Annotated in this window: 20 protein-coding genes; 14 read left to right on the plus strand and 6 right to left on the minus strand. The window is 71.2% G+C overall.

All coding sequences use genetic code 11. From position 1 onward, the window contains the following. The first annotated feature begins 26 nt into the window (after positions 1–26). Positions 27–665: a hypothetical protein gene (locus AC0QR5_RS00995; RefSeq protein WP_329859658.1), complete on the plus strand. Its 639-nt coding sequence runs from the start codon at positions 27–29 to the stop codon at positions 663–665. 107 nt (positions 666–772) lie between these two features. Here the strand turns inward: AC0QR5_RS00995 and AC0QR5_RS01000 are convergent, their stop codons facing one another. Both AC0QR5_RS01000 and AC0QR5_RS01005 read right to left on the minus strand, forming a co-directional pair. Then, a complete protein-coding gene (locus AC0QR5_RS01000) occupies positions 773–1312 on the minus strand; it encodes a hypothetical protein (RefSeq protein WP_329859659.1) in 540 nt (179 codons plus the stop codon). Next, the gene (locus tag AC0QR5_RS01005; protein WP_329859660.1) at positions 1287–1715 is read right to left on the minus strand and encodes a hypothetical protein; all 429 of its coding nucleotides are present in this window, start codon (positions 1713–1715) and stop codon (positions 1287–1289) included. The genes AC0QR5_RS01000 and AC0QR5_RS01005 overlap by 26 nt, the downstream gene beginning before the upstream one ends. On the opposite strand from AC0QR5_RS01005, the gene AC0QR5_RS01010 reads away from it, so the two are divergent. The 12 genes from AC0QR5_RS01010 (at position 1714) to AC0QR5_RS01065 (ending at position 11461) form a co-directional block, all read left to right on the plus strand. Then, complete coding sequence (locus AC0QR5_RS01010; protein WP_329859661.1) at positions 1714–2385, plus strand: response regulator transcription factor; 672 nt, start codon at positions 1714–1716, stop codon at positions 2383–2385. The genes AC0QR5_RS01005 and AC0QR5_RS01010 overlap by 2 nt on opposite strands. A gap of 130 nt (positions 2386–2515) precedes the next feature. Further along, complete coding sequence (locus tag AC0QR5_RS01015) at positions 2516–2824, plus strand: SHOCT domain-containing protein (protein ID WP_329859663.1); 309 nt, start codon at positions 2516–2518, stop codon at positions 2822–2824. Positions 2825–2946: 122 nt separating this feature from the next. Beyond that, entirely contained in the window at positions 2947–3849 is a 903-nt protein-coding gene (locus tag AC0QR5_RS01020) for a macrolide 2'-phosphotransferase (protein WP_329859664.1), read from the plus strand. Positions 3850–3962: 113 nt separating this feature from the next. Further along, complete coding sequence (locus AC0QR5_RS01025; protein ID WP_329859665.1) at positions 3963–4904, plus strand: ABC transporter ATP-binding protein; 942 nt, start codon at positions 3963–3965, stop codon at positions 4902–4904. Positions 4905–4917: 13 nt separating this feature from the next. After that, complete coding sequence (locus AC0QR5_RS01030) at positions 4918–5781, plus strand: ABC transporter permease (protein WP_430632788.1); 864 nt, start codon at positions 4918–4920, stop codon at positions 5779–5781. Position 5782: 1 nt separating this feature from the next. Beyond that, entirely contained in the window at positions 5783–6673 is an 891-nt protein-coding gene (locus tag AC0QR5_RS01035; protein ID WP_329859668.1) for an ABC transporter permease, read from the plus strand. A gap of 136 nt (positions 6674–6809) precedes the next feature. Further along, entirely contained in the window at positions 6810–7169 is a 360-nt protein-coding gene (locus tag AC0QR5_RS01040) for a VOC family protein (RefSeq protein WP_329859669.1), read from the plus strand. Between the two features lie 82 nt (positions 7170–7251). Then, positions 7252–7773: a hypothetical protein gene (locus AC0QR5_RS01045; protein ID WP_329859671.1), complete on the plus strand. Its 522-nt coding sequence runs from the start codon at positions 7252–7254 to the stop codon at positions 7771–7773. Positions 7774–7782: 9 nt separating this feature from the next. After that, entirely contained in the window at positions 7783–8631 is an 849-nt protein-coding gene (locus AC0QR5_RS01050) for an exodeoxyribonuclease III (protein WP_329859672.1), read from the plus strand. Positions 8632–8652: 21 nt separating this feature from the next. Continuing rightward, complete coding sequence (gene trpS, locus AC0QR5_RS01055; RefSeq protein WP_329859673.1) at positions 8653–9723, plus strand: tryptophan--tRNA ligase; 1071 nt, start codon at positions 8653–8655, stop codon at positions 9721–9723. A 3-nt stretch (positions 9724–9726) separates the two neighbouring features. Continuing rightward, positions 9727–10377 carry a 2'-5' RNA ligase family protein gene (locus tag AC0QR5_RS01060; protein WP_329859674.1) on the plus strand — a complete coding sequence of 217 codons (651 nt, stop codon included), beginning with the start codon at positions 9727–9729 and terminating at the stop codon, positions 10375–10377. Further along, positions 10328–11461, plus strand: coding sequence for a YihY/virulence factor BrkB family protein (locus AC0QR5_RS01065; protein ID WP_329859676.1), 1134 nt, complete (start codon positions 10328–10330; stop codon positions 11459–11461). Before AC0QR5_RS01060 ends, AC0QR5_RS01065 begins: the two co-directional genes overlap by 50 nt. A gap of 68 nt (positions 11462–11529) precedes the next feature. Here the strand turns inward: AC0QR5_RS01065 and AC0QR5_RS01070 are convergent, their stop codons facing one another. Genes AC0QR5_RS01070 through sdhC form a run of 4 tightly spaced genes read right to left on the minus strand, consistent with a single transcriptional unit; the run spans position 11530 to position 15010 of the window. Next, positions 11530–12312, minus strand: coding sequence for a succinate dehydrogenase iron-sulfur subunit (locus tag AC0QR5_RS01070; RefSeq protein ID WP_329859677.1), 783 nt, complete (start codon positions 12310–12312; stop codon positions 11530–11532). Then, complete coding sequence (gene sdhA / locus AC0QR5_RS01075; RefSeq protein WP_329859678.1) at positions 12312–14099, minus strand: succinate dehydrogenase flavoprotein subunit; 1788 nt, start codon at positions 14097–14099, stop codon at positions 12312–12314. Before sdhA ends, AC0QR5_RS01070 begins: the two co-directional genes overlap by 1 nt. Positions 14100–14149: 50 nt before the next feature. Further along, entirely contained in the window at positions 14150–14599 is a 450-nt protein-coding gene (locus tag AC0QR5_RS01080) for a succinate dehydrogenase hydrophobic membrane anchor subunit (protein ID WP_329859679.1), read from the minus strand. Positions 14600–14602: 3 nt separating this feature from the next. Next, positions 14603–15010: a succinate dehydrogenase, cytochrome b556 subunit gene (sdhC, locus tag AC0QR5_RS01085; RefSeq protein WP_329859681.1), complete on the minus strand. Its 408-nt coding sequence runs from the start codon at positions 15008–15010 to the stop codon at positions 14603–14605. A 247-nt stretch (positions 15011–15257) separates the two neighbouring features. Between sdhC and AC0QR5_RS01090 the strand changes: the two genes are divergently transcribed. Further along, positions 15258–16370 (plus strand): mannose-1-phosphate guanylyltransferase, encoded by a 1113-nt coding sequence (locus tag AC0QR5_RS01090; protein ID WP_329859683.1) that lies wholly within the window; start codon positions 15258–15260, stop codon positions 16368–16370. The last annotated feature ends 153 nt before the right edge of the window (positions 16371–16523 follow it).

Below are 16523 nucleotides of genomic sequence, written 5' to 3' on the forward strand. Positions count from 1 at the left end.
CGCGGGAGGCGAAAGGAGGAACGCCGATGGGCGTGCTGCAGGGCGCGGAGGCGCGGCTCGCCGCGGGCCCGCTCGCGGCCGCCGGCGGCGTCACCGTCCTGGACGCGGTCCCGGACCCCGGCACGGTGGCCGCCCTGCTCGGCGAGGCGCTCGGGAACTACGCCTCGAGCTCGCTGCAGGACGTCCCCACCGGCGACGGGGCCACGGGGCGCGGTGGTACGCCGGCGCGCCGGCTCAGGACCGCGGGCGGCGGCGCGGTGCAGGACGCGTTCTACGCGCGCCCCGCGCTCGCCGCGCGGCTGGCCGCCGTCTGCGGGACGGCGGTCGAACCCACGGGTGGGCGCGGCAGCTACAGCTACTACGTCTCCCCGGGCGACTACCTGGGGCTGCACCTGGACATCGACACGTGCGACGTCACCCTCATCACGCTCCTGCGCGACGACGCCCCGGACGACGATCCCGCCGGCGCCCTGCTCGTGCACCTCGCCCACTTCGGCGCCCGGCTCGAGGACGTCCGGGCCGATCCGCGGACGGGCGCCGGCGCCGTGAAGGCCCGGCCGGGCCAGAGCATCGTGCTCCTGGGAGGCCTGCTCCCGCACGAGACCGTCCCGGTGGGCCCGGCGGGACCACGGATCATCTCCGCGCTCTGTTTCCGGGCCGTGTAGCGGGGCATCCGGGTCCGTGGCGGAGCACCCCAGCAGCCGCCGGGAAAGCCAGGGCAGGACCACCCGGCCGCAGGCCGCGGGGCCGTACTCCCCGGGGAGTAGGCCGGCTACGACCGGGGGCCGACGCGGTGCGTCCCGCCGCGGCGTAGGCTCCTTCCACGACCGAGCGCCGCCGGCCCCCCGCCGCCTTCCTCGCCCTCGCGGTGGCCGTGGTCCAGATCGCCGGAACGCGCTTCGCCGCGGTGCGGCACGGGATCGAGCTCGACGCCGGGGCACTGGCCCTGCTGCTCGTCGGCCCCGCCCTGTTGCTGTTGCGCCGCCGGTTTCCCGGCCCCGTCGCGGCCGGCACCGCCGTCGCCACCCTCGGCTACCTGGCCCTCGGGCACCCCTGGGGTCCCGTCTTCCTCTCCTTCGCCGTCGGCGTCGTCTCGGCCGCGCTCCACGGGGCCCGCTGGTGGTCCCGCGCCTCCGGGGCCGCCGTCGCCGCGGCGCTCGCCGGCGCGGCCGCCGCCCAGTGGGACCCCGCGGGCCGGGTGCCTCCGGCGGGCGTCGCCCTCGCCGCCGCCTGGGCGCTGGTCCTCGTCCTCGCCGCCGAGCTCGCCGCGAACCTCGCCGGGCGGCTCACGGAGGCCCTGCGGGACCATCAAGGCCGGATCCGCCGAGGCCCTGTCCGAGGTCCGCGACGTGCTCGACGTGCTGCGCAGCGACGCGCCGAGGGCGCCGGGACAGCGGCTCGAGCAACTGCCCGATCTCATCGCGCACCTGTCCGCAGCGACGCCGCTGGCCGTGGACTACGCGCCCGCACCGCCCGGCGTCGTCGACCGCCTCGACGACGCGGCGCAGCACGCGGCCTACCGGTCCGTCCAAGAGGCCCTGACGAACGTGGTCCGCCACGCCGGCGCGCGCCGGGCATGGGTGCGGACCCGGCCCGTCGCGGGCGGGCTCGAGGTCTCGGTGGAGGACGACGGCGCCGGCCTCGCGGGCGAGCCCGAGGGCAATGGCCTGCGCGGGATGCGCGAGCGCGTCGAGGCCCCGGGGAGGGGCGGCCATGACGACCAGCATCCTGATCGCCGACGACCAGGCGCTCATCCGCGCGGGGTTCCGCGCGCTGCTCGAGGCCGAGGACGGCCTCGAGGTCGTCGGCGAGGCCCGGACCGGGGACGGGGCCGTCGCCGAGGCACGCAGGCTGCGCCGCGACGTCGTCCTCATGGACATCCGCATGCCCGGCGGCGACGGGATCGAGGCGGCCGCGCGGATCAAGGCCGATCCCGGCCTCGCCGCCACCCGCGTCGTCATGCTGACGACCTTCGTGATCGACGAGTACATCCTCGACTCCATCCGGGCCGGAGCGGCCGGATTCCTGGTCAAGGACACCGAGCCCGAGGACCTCGTGCGCGCCGTCCGGGCCGTCGCCGACGGCGAGGCGCTCCTCTCGCCGTCCGTCACCCGGAGGCTCCTGGCCTCGATCGCCTCACAGCCGCGCCGCGCGGGAACGGAACCGGTGTCCCTGGACCTGCTGACGGCCCGGGAGCGCGAGGTGCTCGAGCTCGTCGGCGGGGGACTGGACAACGCGGGGATCGCGACCCGGTTGTTCATCACGCCGCTCACCGCCAAGACGCACGTCTCCCGCATCATCGCCAAGACGGCCGTGCGGGACCGCGCCCAGCTCGTGGTGCTGGCCTACGAGTCCGGGCTCGTGCGCCCCGGCTGGGCCGGCTGACGGGGCGGACTGCTCCACCGGGAGCATGCCGCCGGGGCGAAGCGACTCCCCGCGGCGGACGCGCGCGTACGGGCCGGCGGGGGACCGTGGAACCGTGGCCGCACGGGCCGCACCGACCCAGGAGGTTCCCATGTCCATCGCCCTGTCCCTTCCCCTGTCCGCGACGACCGCCACGGGCGCCGCCACCCTGGCGGCCACTGCGGCCGACGGCCGCTTCGGCCACGGCCCCGGCAGGTGGTTCTTCCTGATGCCGCTGCTGTGGATCCTGCTGATCGGCCTGTTCATTACGGCGGCGCGCCGGATGGGCTGGCGCCGGCAGCTCCGCGAGGGCCGCCTCGACGCCGAGTCCGTGCTGCGCGAACGGTATGCGCGCGGCGAGGTCGACGAGACGGAGTACCGGCAGCGGCTCGAGGTCCTGCGCGGGGACCAGCGCCGCTGAACCCAGCCGGTGCCGCGCCACCGGGGCGTGCCCGCGGAGGTGCGCCGGTACCGCGTCGCCGCCGCGCCCCGGCGGGGCCGCGCGCTACGGTGGAGGCAGGACATCCAGCACCAGGAGGACCCATGGCCGGCCCCCACGCGGCGCAGACCCCCGCCGAGATCGCGGCGCTCGCCGCCCGCCACGGGCTCGAGGTCGACGCCCGGGGCCTGACGGTCGAGGAGGCCGGCCTGGACTTCCGGGTCGCCTTCGCCGAGGACGCCTCCGGCCGGTCCTGGGTCCTGCGGGTCCCGCGCCGTCCCGACGCGGCCCGGCGGGCGGCCGGCGAGGCGCGGATCCTGCGCCTCGTGTCCGGGCGCATCCCCGCGGCGGTGCCCGACTGGCGGATCCACACGGCCGAGCTCATCGCCTACCCGCTCCTGCCCGGCAGGCCGGGGCTCACCGTCCGCGACGGCGGACCCGTCTGGCACTTCGACCGCTCGTCCTCGGAGTACTGTGCCTCCCTCGGCCGGCTGCTGGCCCAGCTGCACGCGATCGATCCGGACGAGGCGCGGCGCTCGGGCGTCCCGTTCGCGACCCCCGAGCGCGTACGGCAGTCCTTCGCCGAGGACGTCGAACGCGTCCTGTCGGAGTTCGTGGTGCCCCGCGCGGCCGAGGCGGCCTGGCGGGCCCGGCTCGACGACGATGCGCTCTGGCCGGAGCGGACCGTGATGACCCACGGCGAGCCCTACCCCGCCCACCTGCTCCTGGACGACGGCGACCGGATCGCCTCGGTCCTGGACTGGACGACGGCGCGGGTCTGGGACCCCGCCGTCGACTTCACGGCCCACTGGCAGACCTCCACGCCCGAGGCCTTCGCCGCCACCCTCCGCGCCTACGCGGACGCCGGGGGAGCGGAGACCGAGGACCTCGCGGCCCGGTGCGCGGCCGTCGCCGCCTCGTCAGGCCTGGCCTACGCCCTCTTCGCGCTCGAGACCGGCGAGCCGGACCACGTCGCGGCGGCCGGGGCGCTGCTCGCCGACGCGTGAGGACCGCGCCGGACGTCGCGGCCACCGGCCCGGAGGCGACGACCGGCGGCCCGGTCGAGCACCCCGGAGGTGATTGAGTTGTGCCAATCAGTAATCGGGCCTAGAGTTTCCCTGTGCCCCACACCACTACGCGCCCGATCGTCATCTCGGCGAAGAACCTGACCAAGAAGTACGGCGACTTCACCGCCGTCGACTCGATCTCCTTCGAGGTCCCCGCCGGCGAGTCGTTCGGCCTGCTCGGACCCAACGGCGCGGGCAAGTCGACCACCATGCGCATGATTGGCGGCGTCTCCCAGCGCTCCGCGGGCGAGCTGGAGATCATGGGCCTGGACCCCGAGGAGCAGGGCCCCGAGGTCCGCGCGCACCTCGGCGTCGTGCCGCAGCAGGACAACCTCGACGAGGAGCTGCGGGTCCGCGACAACCTCATCATCTACGGCCGCTACTTCGGCCTGCCGCTGTCCTACCTCAAGCCCAAGGCGGACGAGCTGCTCGAGTTCGCCCAGCTCACGGAGAAGGCCGGCTCCCGCGTCGACGACCTCTCCGGCGGCATGAAGCGCCGGCTGACGATCGCCCGCTCGCTCGTGAACGACCCCAAGCTCCTGCTCCTCGACGAGCCCACGACGGGGCTCGACCCGCAGGCCCGCCACATCCTCTGGGACCGGCTCTTCCGGCTCAAGGAACGCGGCGTGACCCTGATCCTCACGACCCACTACATGGACGAGGCCGAGCAGCTCTGCGACCGGCTGATCGTCGTGGACAAGGGACGCATCATGGCCGAGGGATCGCCGGCCTCCCTCATCCGCGAGTACTCGACGCGGGAGGTCCTCGAACTGCGGTTCGGCACGGAGCGGAACGCGACCGTCGGCCGGGAGCTGGAAGGCATCGGGGAACGGACGGAGACCCTTCCGGACCGGGTCCTGATCTATGCCGACGACGGCGAGGCCGCCCTCGAGCAGGTCACGGCCCGCGGGCTGAGCCCGCTCACGTCGCTCGTGCGCCGTTCCTCGCTCGAGGACGTCTTCCTGCGGCTGACCGGAAGGAGCCTCGTTGACTAGCGGTTCCGGCCCCTTGAAGACGCCGACCGCCGAGGAGCGGCTCTTCGACTCGCCCCTGCGCGCCCACACGCCCGCCGTCAGCGCCGCCCGCGCCCGCCGCTTCGGGACGTGGTACATCGCCGAGCAGGTGCTGCGGGGCATGAAGGGCTACCTCGACGTCATCATCGCCTATTCCGTCGGCAACCCGCTGATGTACCTCGTGGCGATGGGCATCGGGCTGGCCAGCCTCGTCGACTCGAATACGGGCGGGGCCGCGTTCGGCGGCGTCGGCTACCTCCAGTTCATCGTGCCCGCGCTGCTGGCCTCCGGCGCGGTCATGACGGCCGCCGAGGAGTTCTCCTACCCGGTCATGAGCGGCTTCAAATGGCACCGCACCTACTACGGGCCGCTCGCCTCGCCGATCTCGGCGCAGCAGATCTGCCAGGGCCGGGTCCTCGCCGTCGCGATCCGCCTCGTCGCCCAGAGCGCGGTCTACCTCGCGATCGTCGCGGCGTTCGGTGCCGCGCCCTCGGGCTGGGCCTGGGTGAGCGTGTTCACCGCGGCCCTCGCGGGCCTGGCGTTCGGCGTCCCGATGATGGCCTACGCGGCCTCGATCAAGGACGACCGCGGCCAGTTCGCCATGGTCCAGCGCTTCATCGTCATGCCGCTCTTCCTCTTCTCCGGCACGTTCTTCCCCCTGTCCGTCATGCCGTGGTTCCTGCAGTGGATCGGCTGGATCTCCCCGGTCTGGCACGGCGCCGAGCTGGGCCGCGTGCTCAGCTACGGCCACGCCGAGCCGCTCTGGCTGAGCATCGTGCACGTGCTCTACCTCGCGGCGGTCGCGGCCGCCGCGCTCGTGGCGGCCCGGCGGATCTACGCGCGCAGGCTGGAGGGCTGAGATGGACCGCACCACACCCACACGCGGCCGGCAGGACCCGTCCGCCGCCCGCGCCGGGCTCGGATCCGTCGTGGACGACGCCGAGCTGGTCCTCACCGCCGACCGGCGCCCCCTCGCGGGGCTCTACGCCCGCAACGCCCGCGCGGTGATCGCCCGCGGGCTCCTCGCGACGAGGACCAGCAACTGGGCCATCACGGTCTCCGGGTTCTTCGAGCCCGTGCTGTACCTGCTCGCGATGGGCATCGGCCTCGGCGCCCTCGTGGGGACGGTCACGGGGCCCACGGGGGAGCCGATCAGCTACGCGGCCTACATCGCCCCGGCGCTCCTGGCGGTCTCGGCGATGAACGGGGCGATCTACGACTCGACGTGGAACGTCTTCTTCAAGATGAACTTCGCCAAGCTGTACCAGAACATGCTCTACACCTCGCTCGGGCCGCTCGACGTCGCGATCGGCGAGATCTTCCTGGCCCTGCTGCGCGGGGCGCTCTACGCCACGGGCTTCACGGCGGTCATGGGGTTCATGGGTCTCATCACGACCCCGTGGGCGCTGCTGATGATCCCCGCGTCCGTCGTGGTGGCGTTCGGCTTCGCGTCGATCGGCATGGGCATCACCTCGTTCATGAAGACCTTCCAGCAGATGGACTGGATCAACTTCATCATGCTGCCGATGTTCCTCTTCTCCGCGACGCTGTACCCGCTCGACGTCTACCCGCAGGCCGTCCAGTGGCTCATCCAGGCGCTGCCGTTGTGGCACGGAGTGGAGCTGCTGCGCCAGCTCTCCGTCGGCGCCTTCGGCTGGGCGATGCTCGGGCACCTGCTCTACTTCGCGGTCATGATCGTCGCGGGGATGGTGCTCACCACCACGCGCCTGCGGGCCCTGTTCCTGAAGTAGGGAACGACGCCGGGGCCGCGCCCGGGGTGCCCCGCGCGCCCTCGGCGCGGCCCCGCCGTCGTGCGCTCCGGGCCCTGCCGTGGCGCCGCCGCCACCGGTAGGGTGTGGGACACACGGCATCGAACCAGGAGGAACCATGATCGGCACGTGGCACGCGGTGGTCTTCGACTGCGAGGACACCGACACGTTGGCGGGCTTCTACGAGCAGGTCCTGGGCATGGTCCGGGTCCAGCACGACGACGACGGCTGGATCACGATCGGCGATGCCCCGGACCGGCCGGCGATCGCCTTCCAGAAGGTCGATCCCTACGTGCCTCCCGAGTGGCCGGGGCACCTGCACCCGCAGCAGGCGCACCTCGACATCCGCGTCAAGGACCTGGACCTCGCCGAGGAGCAGGTGCTCAAGCTCGGCGCCACGTCGATGAACACGGGCGGGCAGAACTACCGCGTGTTCCTGGACCCGCAGCGCCACCCGTTCTGCCTCGTCAGCTGGTAGCCCCGCCGCGCTCCCGCGGCGCCGCTGTTCGCCGACGGTAGAACGGCGGGGGAGGGGCCCGCGCGTTTGAGAGAATGGGGGCATGCAGACTCTCCCCAACGCCGCGGGCCAGGACAAGAAGGTCACGCTCAAGGCCAGCACGCTCTCGATGGCCGTCATGGTGACCGTGTTCCTCGTCGCCGTGGTCTTCGCGGCCAACCAGAACGACGTCATCGGCTGGCTCGTCGTCATCATCTCCCTCGGCTGGCTCCTGCTCTCCGCGTTCCTCGTCTTCGGCCTGCGCCGCGGGGCGCGGAAGGTCAGCGAGCAGCTCAAGAGCGCCACCGCCGGCATGGCCCCGCGCGCCGCCACGCAGGCCTCCGAGACCGTGGTCGTCGACGACGCGACGCGCGCCCGGGACCTCAAGCTCGACCACTCCTTCAAGATCGTCGAGGTCCAGCTGGGCCAGGTCCGCAAGCACCTCGAGGGCGCCTCTGACGAGGACCGCGAGCAGGTCCGCCGCGCCCTCGAGACGATCGAGATCACCGCCCACAACGCCCGCGGGATGCTCAAGCCCGGCGGAGGCGGCGAACCGCTCTCCGGCGAGGTCGTCGACGGCCGCTGATTCGGTAAGGTGGTGCGGGTGAGCACTGCAGACGGAAACCACCTGGGCAAGGACGACGGGGCGCTGCGCATCGCCTCGGTCAACGTCAACGGGCTGCGCGCCGCCTACCGCAAGGGCATGGCGGACTGGCTCGACGGCCGCGGAGTGGACATCCTGACCCTGCAGGAGGTGCGGGCCCCCGATGCGATCGTCAGGGAGCTCGTCGGCGAGGGGTGGCACATCCTGCACGCCGAGGCCGCCGCGAAGGGCCGCGCCGGCGTCGCGATCGCCTCGCGCGCCGAGCCCACCGCGACGCGCGCCGACATCGGCGACGAGCAGTTCCTGACCTCCGGGCGCTGGGTCGAGGCCGACTTCACCGTCGGCGAGGGCCAGAAACTGACCGTGGTCAGCGCCTACGTCCCCTCGGGCGAGGTGAACACGCCCAAGCAGGTCGAGAAGTACGCCTTCCTCGAGGTCATGGTCCGCCGCCTGCCCGAGCTGGCCGCGGCCAGCGACCACGCCGTGGTCACGGGCGACCTCAACGTCGGGCACACCACGCGGGACATCAAGAACTGGAAGGGCAACGTCAAGCGGGCCGGCTTCCTGCCCGAGGAGCGCGCCTACTTCGACCGCTTCTTCGGCGAGGAGTTCGGCTACCGGGACGTGCACCGCGGCCTGGCCGGCGACGTCGACGGCCCCTACACCTGGTGGTCGCAGCGCGGCAAGGCCTTCGACACCGACACCGGCTGGCGGATCGACTACCACATGGCCACCCCCGCCCTCGCCGACCGCGCCTCCAACGCCGTCGTCGACCGGGCCGCCAGCTGGGACACGCGCTTCTCCGACCACGCGCCGCTGGTCATCGACTACCGCTTCTAGCCCTTCCCCCAAGGACCATCCATGAACACCACCGCGCACCACCGTCCGCGCGTCCTGTCCGGCATGCAGCCCTCGGCGGACTCCCTCCACCTGGGCAACTACCTCGGCGCGCTCGTGAACTGGGTCGCGGCCCAGGACGACTTCGACTGCTTCTTCTTCATCCCGGACATGCACGCCATCACGGTCCAGCACGATCCGGCGGTGCTGCGCGAGCGCACCCGGCGCACCGCGGCGCAGTACATCGCCGGCGGGATCGACATCGACAAGTCCACGCTGTTCGTCCAGTCCCAGGTGCCGGAGCACGCGCAGCTCGCCTGGGTCATGATGTGCCTGACGGGCTTCGGCGAGGCCTCGCGGATGACGCAGTTCAAGGACAAGTCGGCCAAGGGCGGCCAGGACGCGGCCGGCGTCGGGCTCTTCACGTACCCGATGCTGATGGCGGCGGACATCCTGCTCTACCAGCCGCAGGCCGTCCCGGTCGGGGACGACCAGCGCCAGCACGTCGAGCTGGCCCGCGACCTCGCCCAGCGCTTCAACCACCGCTTCGGCGAAGGCACGTTCACGGTGCCCGAGGCGATGATCCAGAAGGAGGGCGCGCGGATCTACGACCTGCAGGACCCCACCTCGAAGATGTCCAAGTCGGCCTCGAGCCCCAACGGACTGATCAACATCCTCGACGACCCCAAGACGGTAGCCAAGCGCATCAAGTCCGCCGTCACGGACACCGACACGGTCATCGCCTACGACCGCTCCGCCAAGCCCGGCGTGTCCAACCTGCTCGAGATCCTCTCGACCGTGACCGGGACCCCGGTGGCACGGCTCGTGGAGGACTACGAGGGCCGGATGTACGGCCACCTCAAGGTCGACGTCGCCGAGGCCGTCGTGGCACGCCTCGAGCCCGTGCGCTCCCGCACGCTCGAGCTGCTCGACGACCCGGCCGAGCTCGACCGCCTCCTGGCCGTCGGGGCGTCGAAGGCCCGCGAAGTCGCTTCTGCTACCTTGGCAACTGTGTATTCGAACCTGGGATTCCTGCAGCAGGCCGTGCCGGCCGCCGTCGGTGCCGCCGCGGAGCAGGCAGGACCGGCCCTGTAGCCGATGGTCCACCTGGACCGGGGCCGCCGGGCCCCCGCGCCTGCCGGCCGCCCGTGGGCGGCCGGGTCCTCCGTGCGCGGCGGCCGGGCGCCGGCCGCGCCCGCGGCGGCCGGCAACGTCGGGATCGTCATCCCGCTGCCCGCACCCCTGAGTCGCGAGCTCGAATCATGGCGCGCCTCCTTCGGGGATCCGCTGGCCGCCGTCGTCCCCCCGCACATCACCCTCATCAGCGGCACCGCAAGCAGGGACTGGGCCGTGACCCGCGAGCACGTGCGTGCCGTCGCCGCGGCCACGAGCGCCTTCACCGTGCGGTTGCGCGGCACCGGCACGTTCCGCCCCGTCACCCCCGTGGTGTACCTCAAGGTCGCCGACGGCTGGGAGGAATGCGCCGGGCTGCACCGTGCCCTGCGCTCGGGTCCGCTCGCGCACGATCCCGAGTACGACTACCATCCACACCTGACCATGGCCCACGACGTCACCGAGACGGGCATGGACCACGCCATGAGCGTGCTCGCCGACTACGAGGCCGAGTTCGCGGTGGACAAGATCGGACTGTTCGAACACGATTCGACGGGCTTCTGGGCCCTGCGGGAGGAGCTGCACCTTGGCGGTACGGGAGACGACGGGAACGGGCGACGCGGCCGAGACGGATGAGATCCATCCGCTGGACCGCGCCGGGCTGCGCGCCGAGGCCCTGCGCAAGCGCGCCGAATGGGGCAAGGCCAAGCGGGAGAAGCGCGGCGCGGTCGCCGAGCTCGCCGCCGCGGCACAGTGGCTCCTGGCCCGCCTCAATGCGTTCCGGCCGCTGCGCGTGTGGACGCTCTACGGACGCCGCCACGGACCGCTCATGGCCGCCGGCAGCGCCTACAACATGTTCTTCTCCGTCGCCGCCATGCTCGTGGCCGGCTTCTCCATCTTCGGGCTCGTGGCCAGCGGGAACCGGGAACTCCAGGACGCCGTCGTCGAGACCGTCGCGGAGACCACTCCCGGCCTGATCGACACGGGCGACGGCGGTCTCGCCACCCCGGACGTCCTCTTCAACTCGGGGGGCTTCGGATGGGCGCTCGTCATCTCGACGGCGGCCATGCTCCTGACCTCGCTCGGCTGGATCGCCGGCCTCCGCGAAGGCATGCGGGGCGTCTACGGGCTGCCGCCCGTGAAGATGAACCCGGTGCTGGCGAAGCTGCGAGACCTCGGCATCCTGGCCCTGCTCGGCGTCTCGCTCGTCGTGACCTCCGGCGTCGGCCTCGTCGTCGGCGCCGCGCTGCAGACCGTCCTCGACATCTTGAACCTCGAGTCCGGCTTCGCCGCCGTCATGACGCGCCTGGCCGGCATCGCCGTCATGCTCCTCCTCGACGCCGCCGTCGCCGTCGTGCTGTTCCGGCTCGCGTCCTCCATCACCATGCCGCGGGCCGTGATGCTCCAGGCCGCCCTCATCGCCGCCATCGGCTCCACCCTGTTGCGCTCGTTCTCCTCGCTCCTGCTCGGCAGCGTCGGCAACAACCCCCTGCTCGCCCCGTTCGCGGTGATCCTGGGCCTGTTCGTCTGGTTCTTCCTGCTCAGCCAGGTCTACCTCGTCGCGACCGCGTGGGGGGCCGTCGGAAGCGCCGACGCGGAGACCGACGCCGATGCCGGCAGCGCGGCGGGGCCCTTGAGCCTGCGGCGTCGGGCCGCGATCCTGCGCGCCGACGCCCACACGCGCTCCCCGGCCCCGTGGCCGCCCGCGAAGGGCCGCTGAGCGCCGGCCCTGGAACGCCGAAGGCGCCGCCGCCCAGAGGGCGGCGGCGCCTTCGCGCGGTGGTGGTCCTAGAGCGCGCGGGCCAGGATGGCCTGCTTGACCTCGGAGATGGCCTGGGTGACCTGGATACCGCGGGGGCAGGCCTCCGAGCAGTTGAAGGTGGTACGGCAGCGCCACACGCCTTCCTTGTCATTGAGGATCTCCAGCCGCATGTCCCCGGCCTCGTCCCGCGAGTCGAAGATGAAGCGGTGCGCGTTCACGATCGCCGCCGGGCCGAAGTACTGTCCGTCGGTCCAGAAGACCGGGCAGGAGGACGTGCACGCGGCGCAGAGAATGCACTTCGTGGTGTCGTCGTAGCGCTCGCGGTCCTCGGGGGACTGGTAGCGCTCCGAGGCCGGCTCGTGGCCCTTGGCCACGAGGAACGGCATGATCTCCCGGTACGACTGGAAGAAGGGCTCCATGTCGACGATGAGGTCCTTCTCGACCGGCAGGCCCTTGATCGCCTCGACGGTGATCGGCTTGGACGTGTCCAGGTCCTTCAGGAGCGTCTTGCACGCCAGGCGGTTGCGGCCGTTGATGCGCATCGCGTCGGAACCGCAGACGCCGTGGGCGCACGAGCGGCGGAAGGAGAGCGAGCCGTCGATCTCCCACTTGACCTTGTGCAGGGCGTCCAGCACGCGGTCCGTGCCGTACATCGTGAGCTGGTAGTCCTCCCAGGCGGCCTCCTCGGAGACCTCCGGGTTGTACCGGCGGACGCGCAGGGTGATGTCGAAGCTCGGGATCTCCCCGCCGCCACCGACGCCGGCGGCCAGCTCGACCTTGGATGCTGGTTCGGTCACTTCGCTGCTCATTAGTACTTACGCTCCATCGGCTGGTAACGGGTGAAGATCACGGGCTTGGTGTCGAACCGGATGCCCTTGATGCCTTCCATTTCCGCAGACTCGTCCTTGTAGACCATCGAGTGCTTCATGAAGTTCGCGTCGTCGCGGTCCGGGAAGTCCTCGCGGAAGTGGCCGCCGCGGGACTCGTGGCGGTGCAGGGCGGAAACGGACATGACCTCGGCGAGGTCCAGGAGGAAGCCGAGCTCGACGGCCTCCAGCAGGTCCAGGTTGAAGCGCTTGCCCTTGTCCTGGATGCTGATGTCCTTGTAGCGCTCGCGCAGGGACTTGATGTCCGCCAGCGCCTGCATGATGGTCTCGCCCGTGCGGAACACCTGCATGTTCATGTCCATCGTGTCCTGCAGTTCCTTGCGGAGCTGGGCCACGCGCTCGGTTCCCCTGCCGTCGCGGACGACGTTCAGCAGGGACTCCGTCTCGGCGGTCGGATCCTCGGGGATCTCCACGAACTCCGCGGTCTTCGCGTATTCCGCGGCGTAGATGCCGGAGCGCTTGCCGAAGACGTTGATGTCCAGGAGGGAGTTGGTGCCCAGGCGGTTGGAGCCGTGGACGGAGACGCAGGCGACCTCGCCGGCGGCGTAGAGGCCCGGGATCACGGTGTCGTTGTCCTGGAGGACCTCGCCCTTGATGTTGGTCGGAACGCCGCCCATGACGTAGTGGGCCGTCGGGAAGACCGGGACCGGCTCCGTGTACGGCTCCACGCCGAGGTAGGTGCGGGCGAACTCGGTGATGTCGGGCAGCTTCGCGTCGATGTGGGCCGGCTCGAGGTGGGTCAGGTCCAGGAGCACGTAGTCCTTGTTCGGGCCGCAGCCGCGTCCCTCGCGGACCTCGTTGGCCATGGAGCGGGCGACGATGTCGCGCGGCGCCAGGTCCTTGATGGTCGGGGCGTAGCGCTCCATGAAGCGCTCGCCCTCGGAGTTGCGCAGGATCGCGCCCTCGCCGCGTGCGGCCTCGGAGAGCAGGATGCCCAGGCCGGCGAGGCCGGTCGGGTGGAACTGCACGAACTCCATGTCCTCCAGCGGGATGCCGCGGCGGAAGGCGATGCCCATGCCGTCGCCCGTGAGGGTGTGGGCGTTGGAGGTGGTCTTGAAGACCTTGCCGGCGCCGCCGGAGGCGAACACGACCGACTTGGCCTGGAAGACGTGGAGCTCGCCGCTCGCGAGGTCGTAGGAGACGACGCCGGCGACGCGCTTCTGCTTGTAGGCGGTGCCGTCCTCGCGGACGGCGTCCTCCTCGACGGTGAGCAGGTCGAGCACGTAGTACTCGTTGTAGAACTCGACGTTGTGCTTGACGCAGTTCTGGTACAGCGTCTGCAGGATCATGTGCCCGGTGCGGTCTGCGGCGTAGCACGCGCGGCGGACCGGGGCCTTGCCGTGGTCGCGGGTGTGTCCGCCGAAGCGGCGCTGGTCGATCTTGCCCTCGGGCGTGCGGTTGAACGGCAGGCCCATCTTCTCGAGGTCGAGGACGGCGTCGATCGCCTCCTTGGCCATGACCTCCGCGGCGTCCTGGTCGACGAGGTAGTCGCCGCCCTTGATCGTGTCGAAGGTGTGCCACTCCCAGTTGTCTTCCTCGACATTGGCCAGGGCGGCGCACATGCCGCCCTGGGCGGCACCGGTGTGGGACCGGGTGGGGTAAAGCTTGGTGAGGACCGCCGTGCGCGCGCGCTGGCCGGACTCGATGGCCGCGCGCATGCCGGCGCCGCCTGCGCCGACGATGACGACGTCGTACTTATGTACCTGCATACCGGATGCTCTCTCTTTTCTCAGTCAGGATCGGCGGTTGCCGGCGGGATCTACTTGCAGACCTCGAGGGTCGACCCCGGGATGCACGGATCGAAGGTGAAGATGACCAGCGTGCCGAGGACGACGATGACGATGGTCGCGAAGTAGAGCACCAGCTTCAGCCAGAAGCGCGTGCGGTCCTTGTCGGCGTAGTCGTTGATGATCGTGCGGACGCCGTTGGTGCCGTGGAGCATGGCGAGCCACAGCATCGCCAGGTCCCAGAACTGCCACACCGGGTCGGCCCACTTGCCGGCGACGAATCCGAAGTCGATGCCGTGGACGCCCTCGTCGACGAGGAGGTTGGTGAAGAGGTGGCCGAAGATCAGCACGACGAGGAAGACCCCGGAGATGCGCATGAAGAGCCACGCCAGCATCTCGAAGTTGCCGCCCTTGGAGGGCATGCGGTTGTACTTGGCGTCGATGCGGCCCGTGCGGGGCGCCGCGAATTCAGTGGTCGTCATGGCTTAGTGGCCTCCAGCCGGGAAGAGCGCCAGGGACAGGTGGCGGATCGCGAAGCCGATCGTGGCGACGGCCCAGACGGCCAGGACGCCCCAGAGCAGCTGGCGGTGGTACTTGGGGCCCTGCTTCCAGAAATCGACCAGGATCAGGCGAAGGCCGTTGAAGGCGTGGAAGAGGATCGCCGCGACGAGGCCCAGTTCGCCGACGGCCATGAGCGGGTTCTGGTAGGTCGAGATCACGGCGTCGTACGCGCCGGGGGAGACTCGGACGAGCGACGTGTCCAAGACGTGGACCAACAGGAAAAAGAAGATGACTACACCGGTGACCCGATGCCCTACCCAGGACCACATGCCTTCGCGGCCGCGGTAGAGGGTGCCTGACGAAGTCTTCGACACTGAATTACCTCCATGCATCGCAAGGGCGCTTGTGCGGTTCCACACAAAGAGTTGACGCCGGTGCGTGAGCGTTACTGCCCCCGATCCTAGACCACTCGGGAGGCCATTGCCCGTCATGACGGCCCCTCCTGTGACGATCGTCACCGGCCCCGGTGGATCCGTGTGAAATCCGCGGAAATCCGCGGCAATTCCGCAACGTCGACGTGACCTAAATGCTCCTTTTGGATCACCCGTCATGTGGGTGGGCGTCGGCTAACCTAGGGCCATGACCACTGACCCCCTGCAGCGCTTCCATGGTGTGATTCCCGCCGGAGGCGTGGGCACCCGGCTCTGGCCGCTCTCGAGGGCCGCGGCCCCGAAGTTCCTCCACGACCTCACCGGCTCCGGCAGCACGCTGATCCGCGCGACGTTCGAGCGGCTGACCCCCCTGGCCGGCGGGCGGATGCTCGTGGTCACCGGCCGTGCGCACCGCCAGGCGGTCCTCGCGCAGCTTCCCGAGCTCGGCGAGGACCAGCTCGTCCTCGAGTCCGAGCCGAAGGACTCGGCCGCCGCGATCGGCCTCGCCGCCGCGATCCTGCACCGCCGCGACCCGGAGACCATCATGGGTTCCTTCGCCGCGGACCAGGTCATCGGTCCCGTCGACGTCTTCCAGGACGCCGTGCGGGAGGCCATCCACACCGCGGCCACCGGCAAGATCGTCACGATCGGCATCCGGCCAACCCTTCCGTCGACGGGCTTCGGCTACATCCGCCAGGGCGAGCCGCTCGCGGTCCCCGGGGCGCCGAGCGCCACCGACGTCGCGGAGTTCGTCGAGAAGCCCAGCGAGGAGGTCGCCCGGTCCTACGTCGCGAGCGGGGACTACCTCTGGAACGCCGGCATGTTCGTCGCCCCGGTCGCGCTCATGCTCGAGCACCTGGGGCGGACGGAGCCCCAGCTGCACGCGGGCCTGCTCGAGATCGCCGCGGCCTGGGACTCGCCGGACCGTGACGACGTCGTGGACCGCATCTGGCCGACCCTGCCGAAGACGGCCATCGACTACGCCGTGGCGGAGCCGGCGGCTGCGGCGGGCGACGTCGCCATGATCCCCGGGACGTTCACGTGGGACGACGTCGGCGACTTCGCCGCGATCGGACGACTGAACCCGGCGACCGAGAGCAGCCACATCACGGTCCTCGGCGAGGGCGCCCGCGTCTACGCCGACCAGGCCTCCGGCGTCGTCGTCTCGGACACCAAGCGCGTCATCGCCCTCATCGGCATCGACAACGTCGTTATCGTCGACACCCCGGACGCCCTGCTCGTGACCACCCAGGAGCACGCGCAGTCCGTGAAGAAGGCCGTCGAATCCCTCAAGGCCTCGGGGGATGTCGACGTCCTCTAGACCGGCCTGTGGATAACTACAGGAGTTCATCCAGCAGTTCGCCTAGGCTCCCTCGAGGGGGCGCACCACGCGGTTCCCCGTTCATCGAGTGAAGGGGAGACGGTCATGGGGATGCGCGCCGCACGGGATCGGACGCCAGCGGATGTAGAGGCG

This window comes from Arthrobacter sp. J156, from assembly GCF_056172865.1.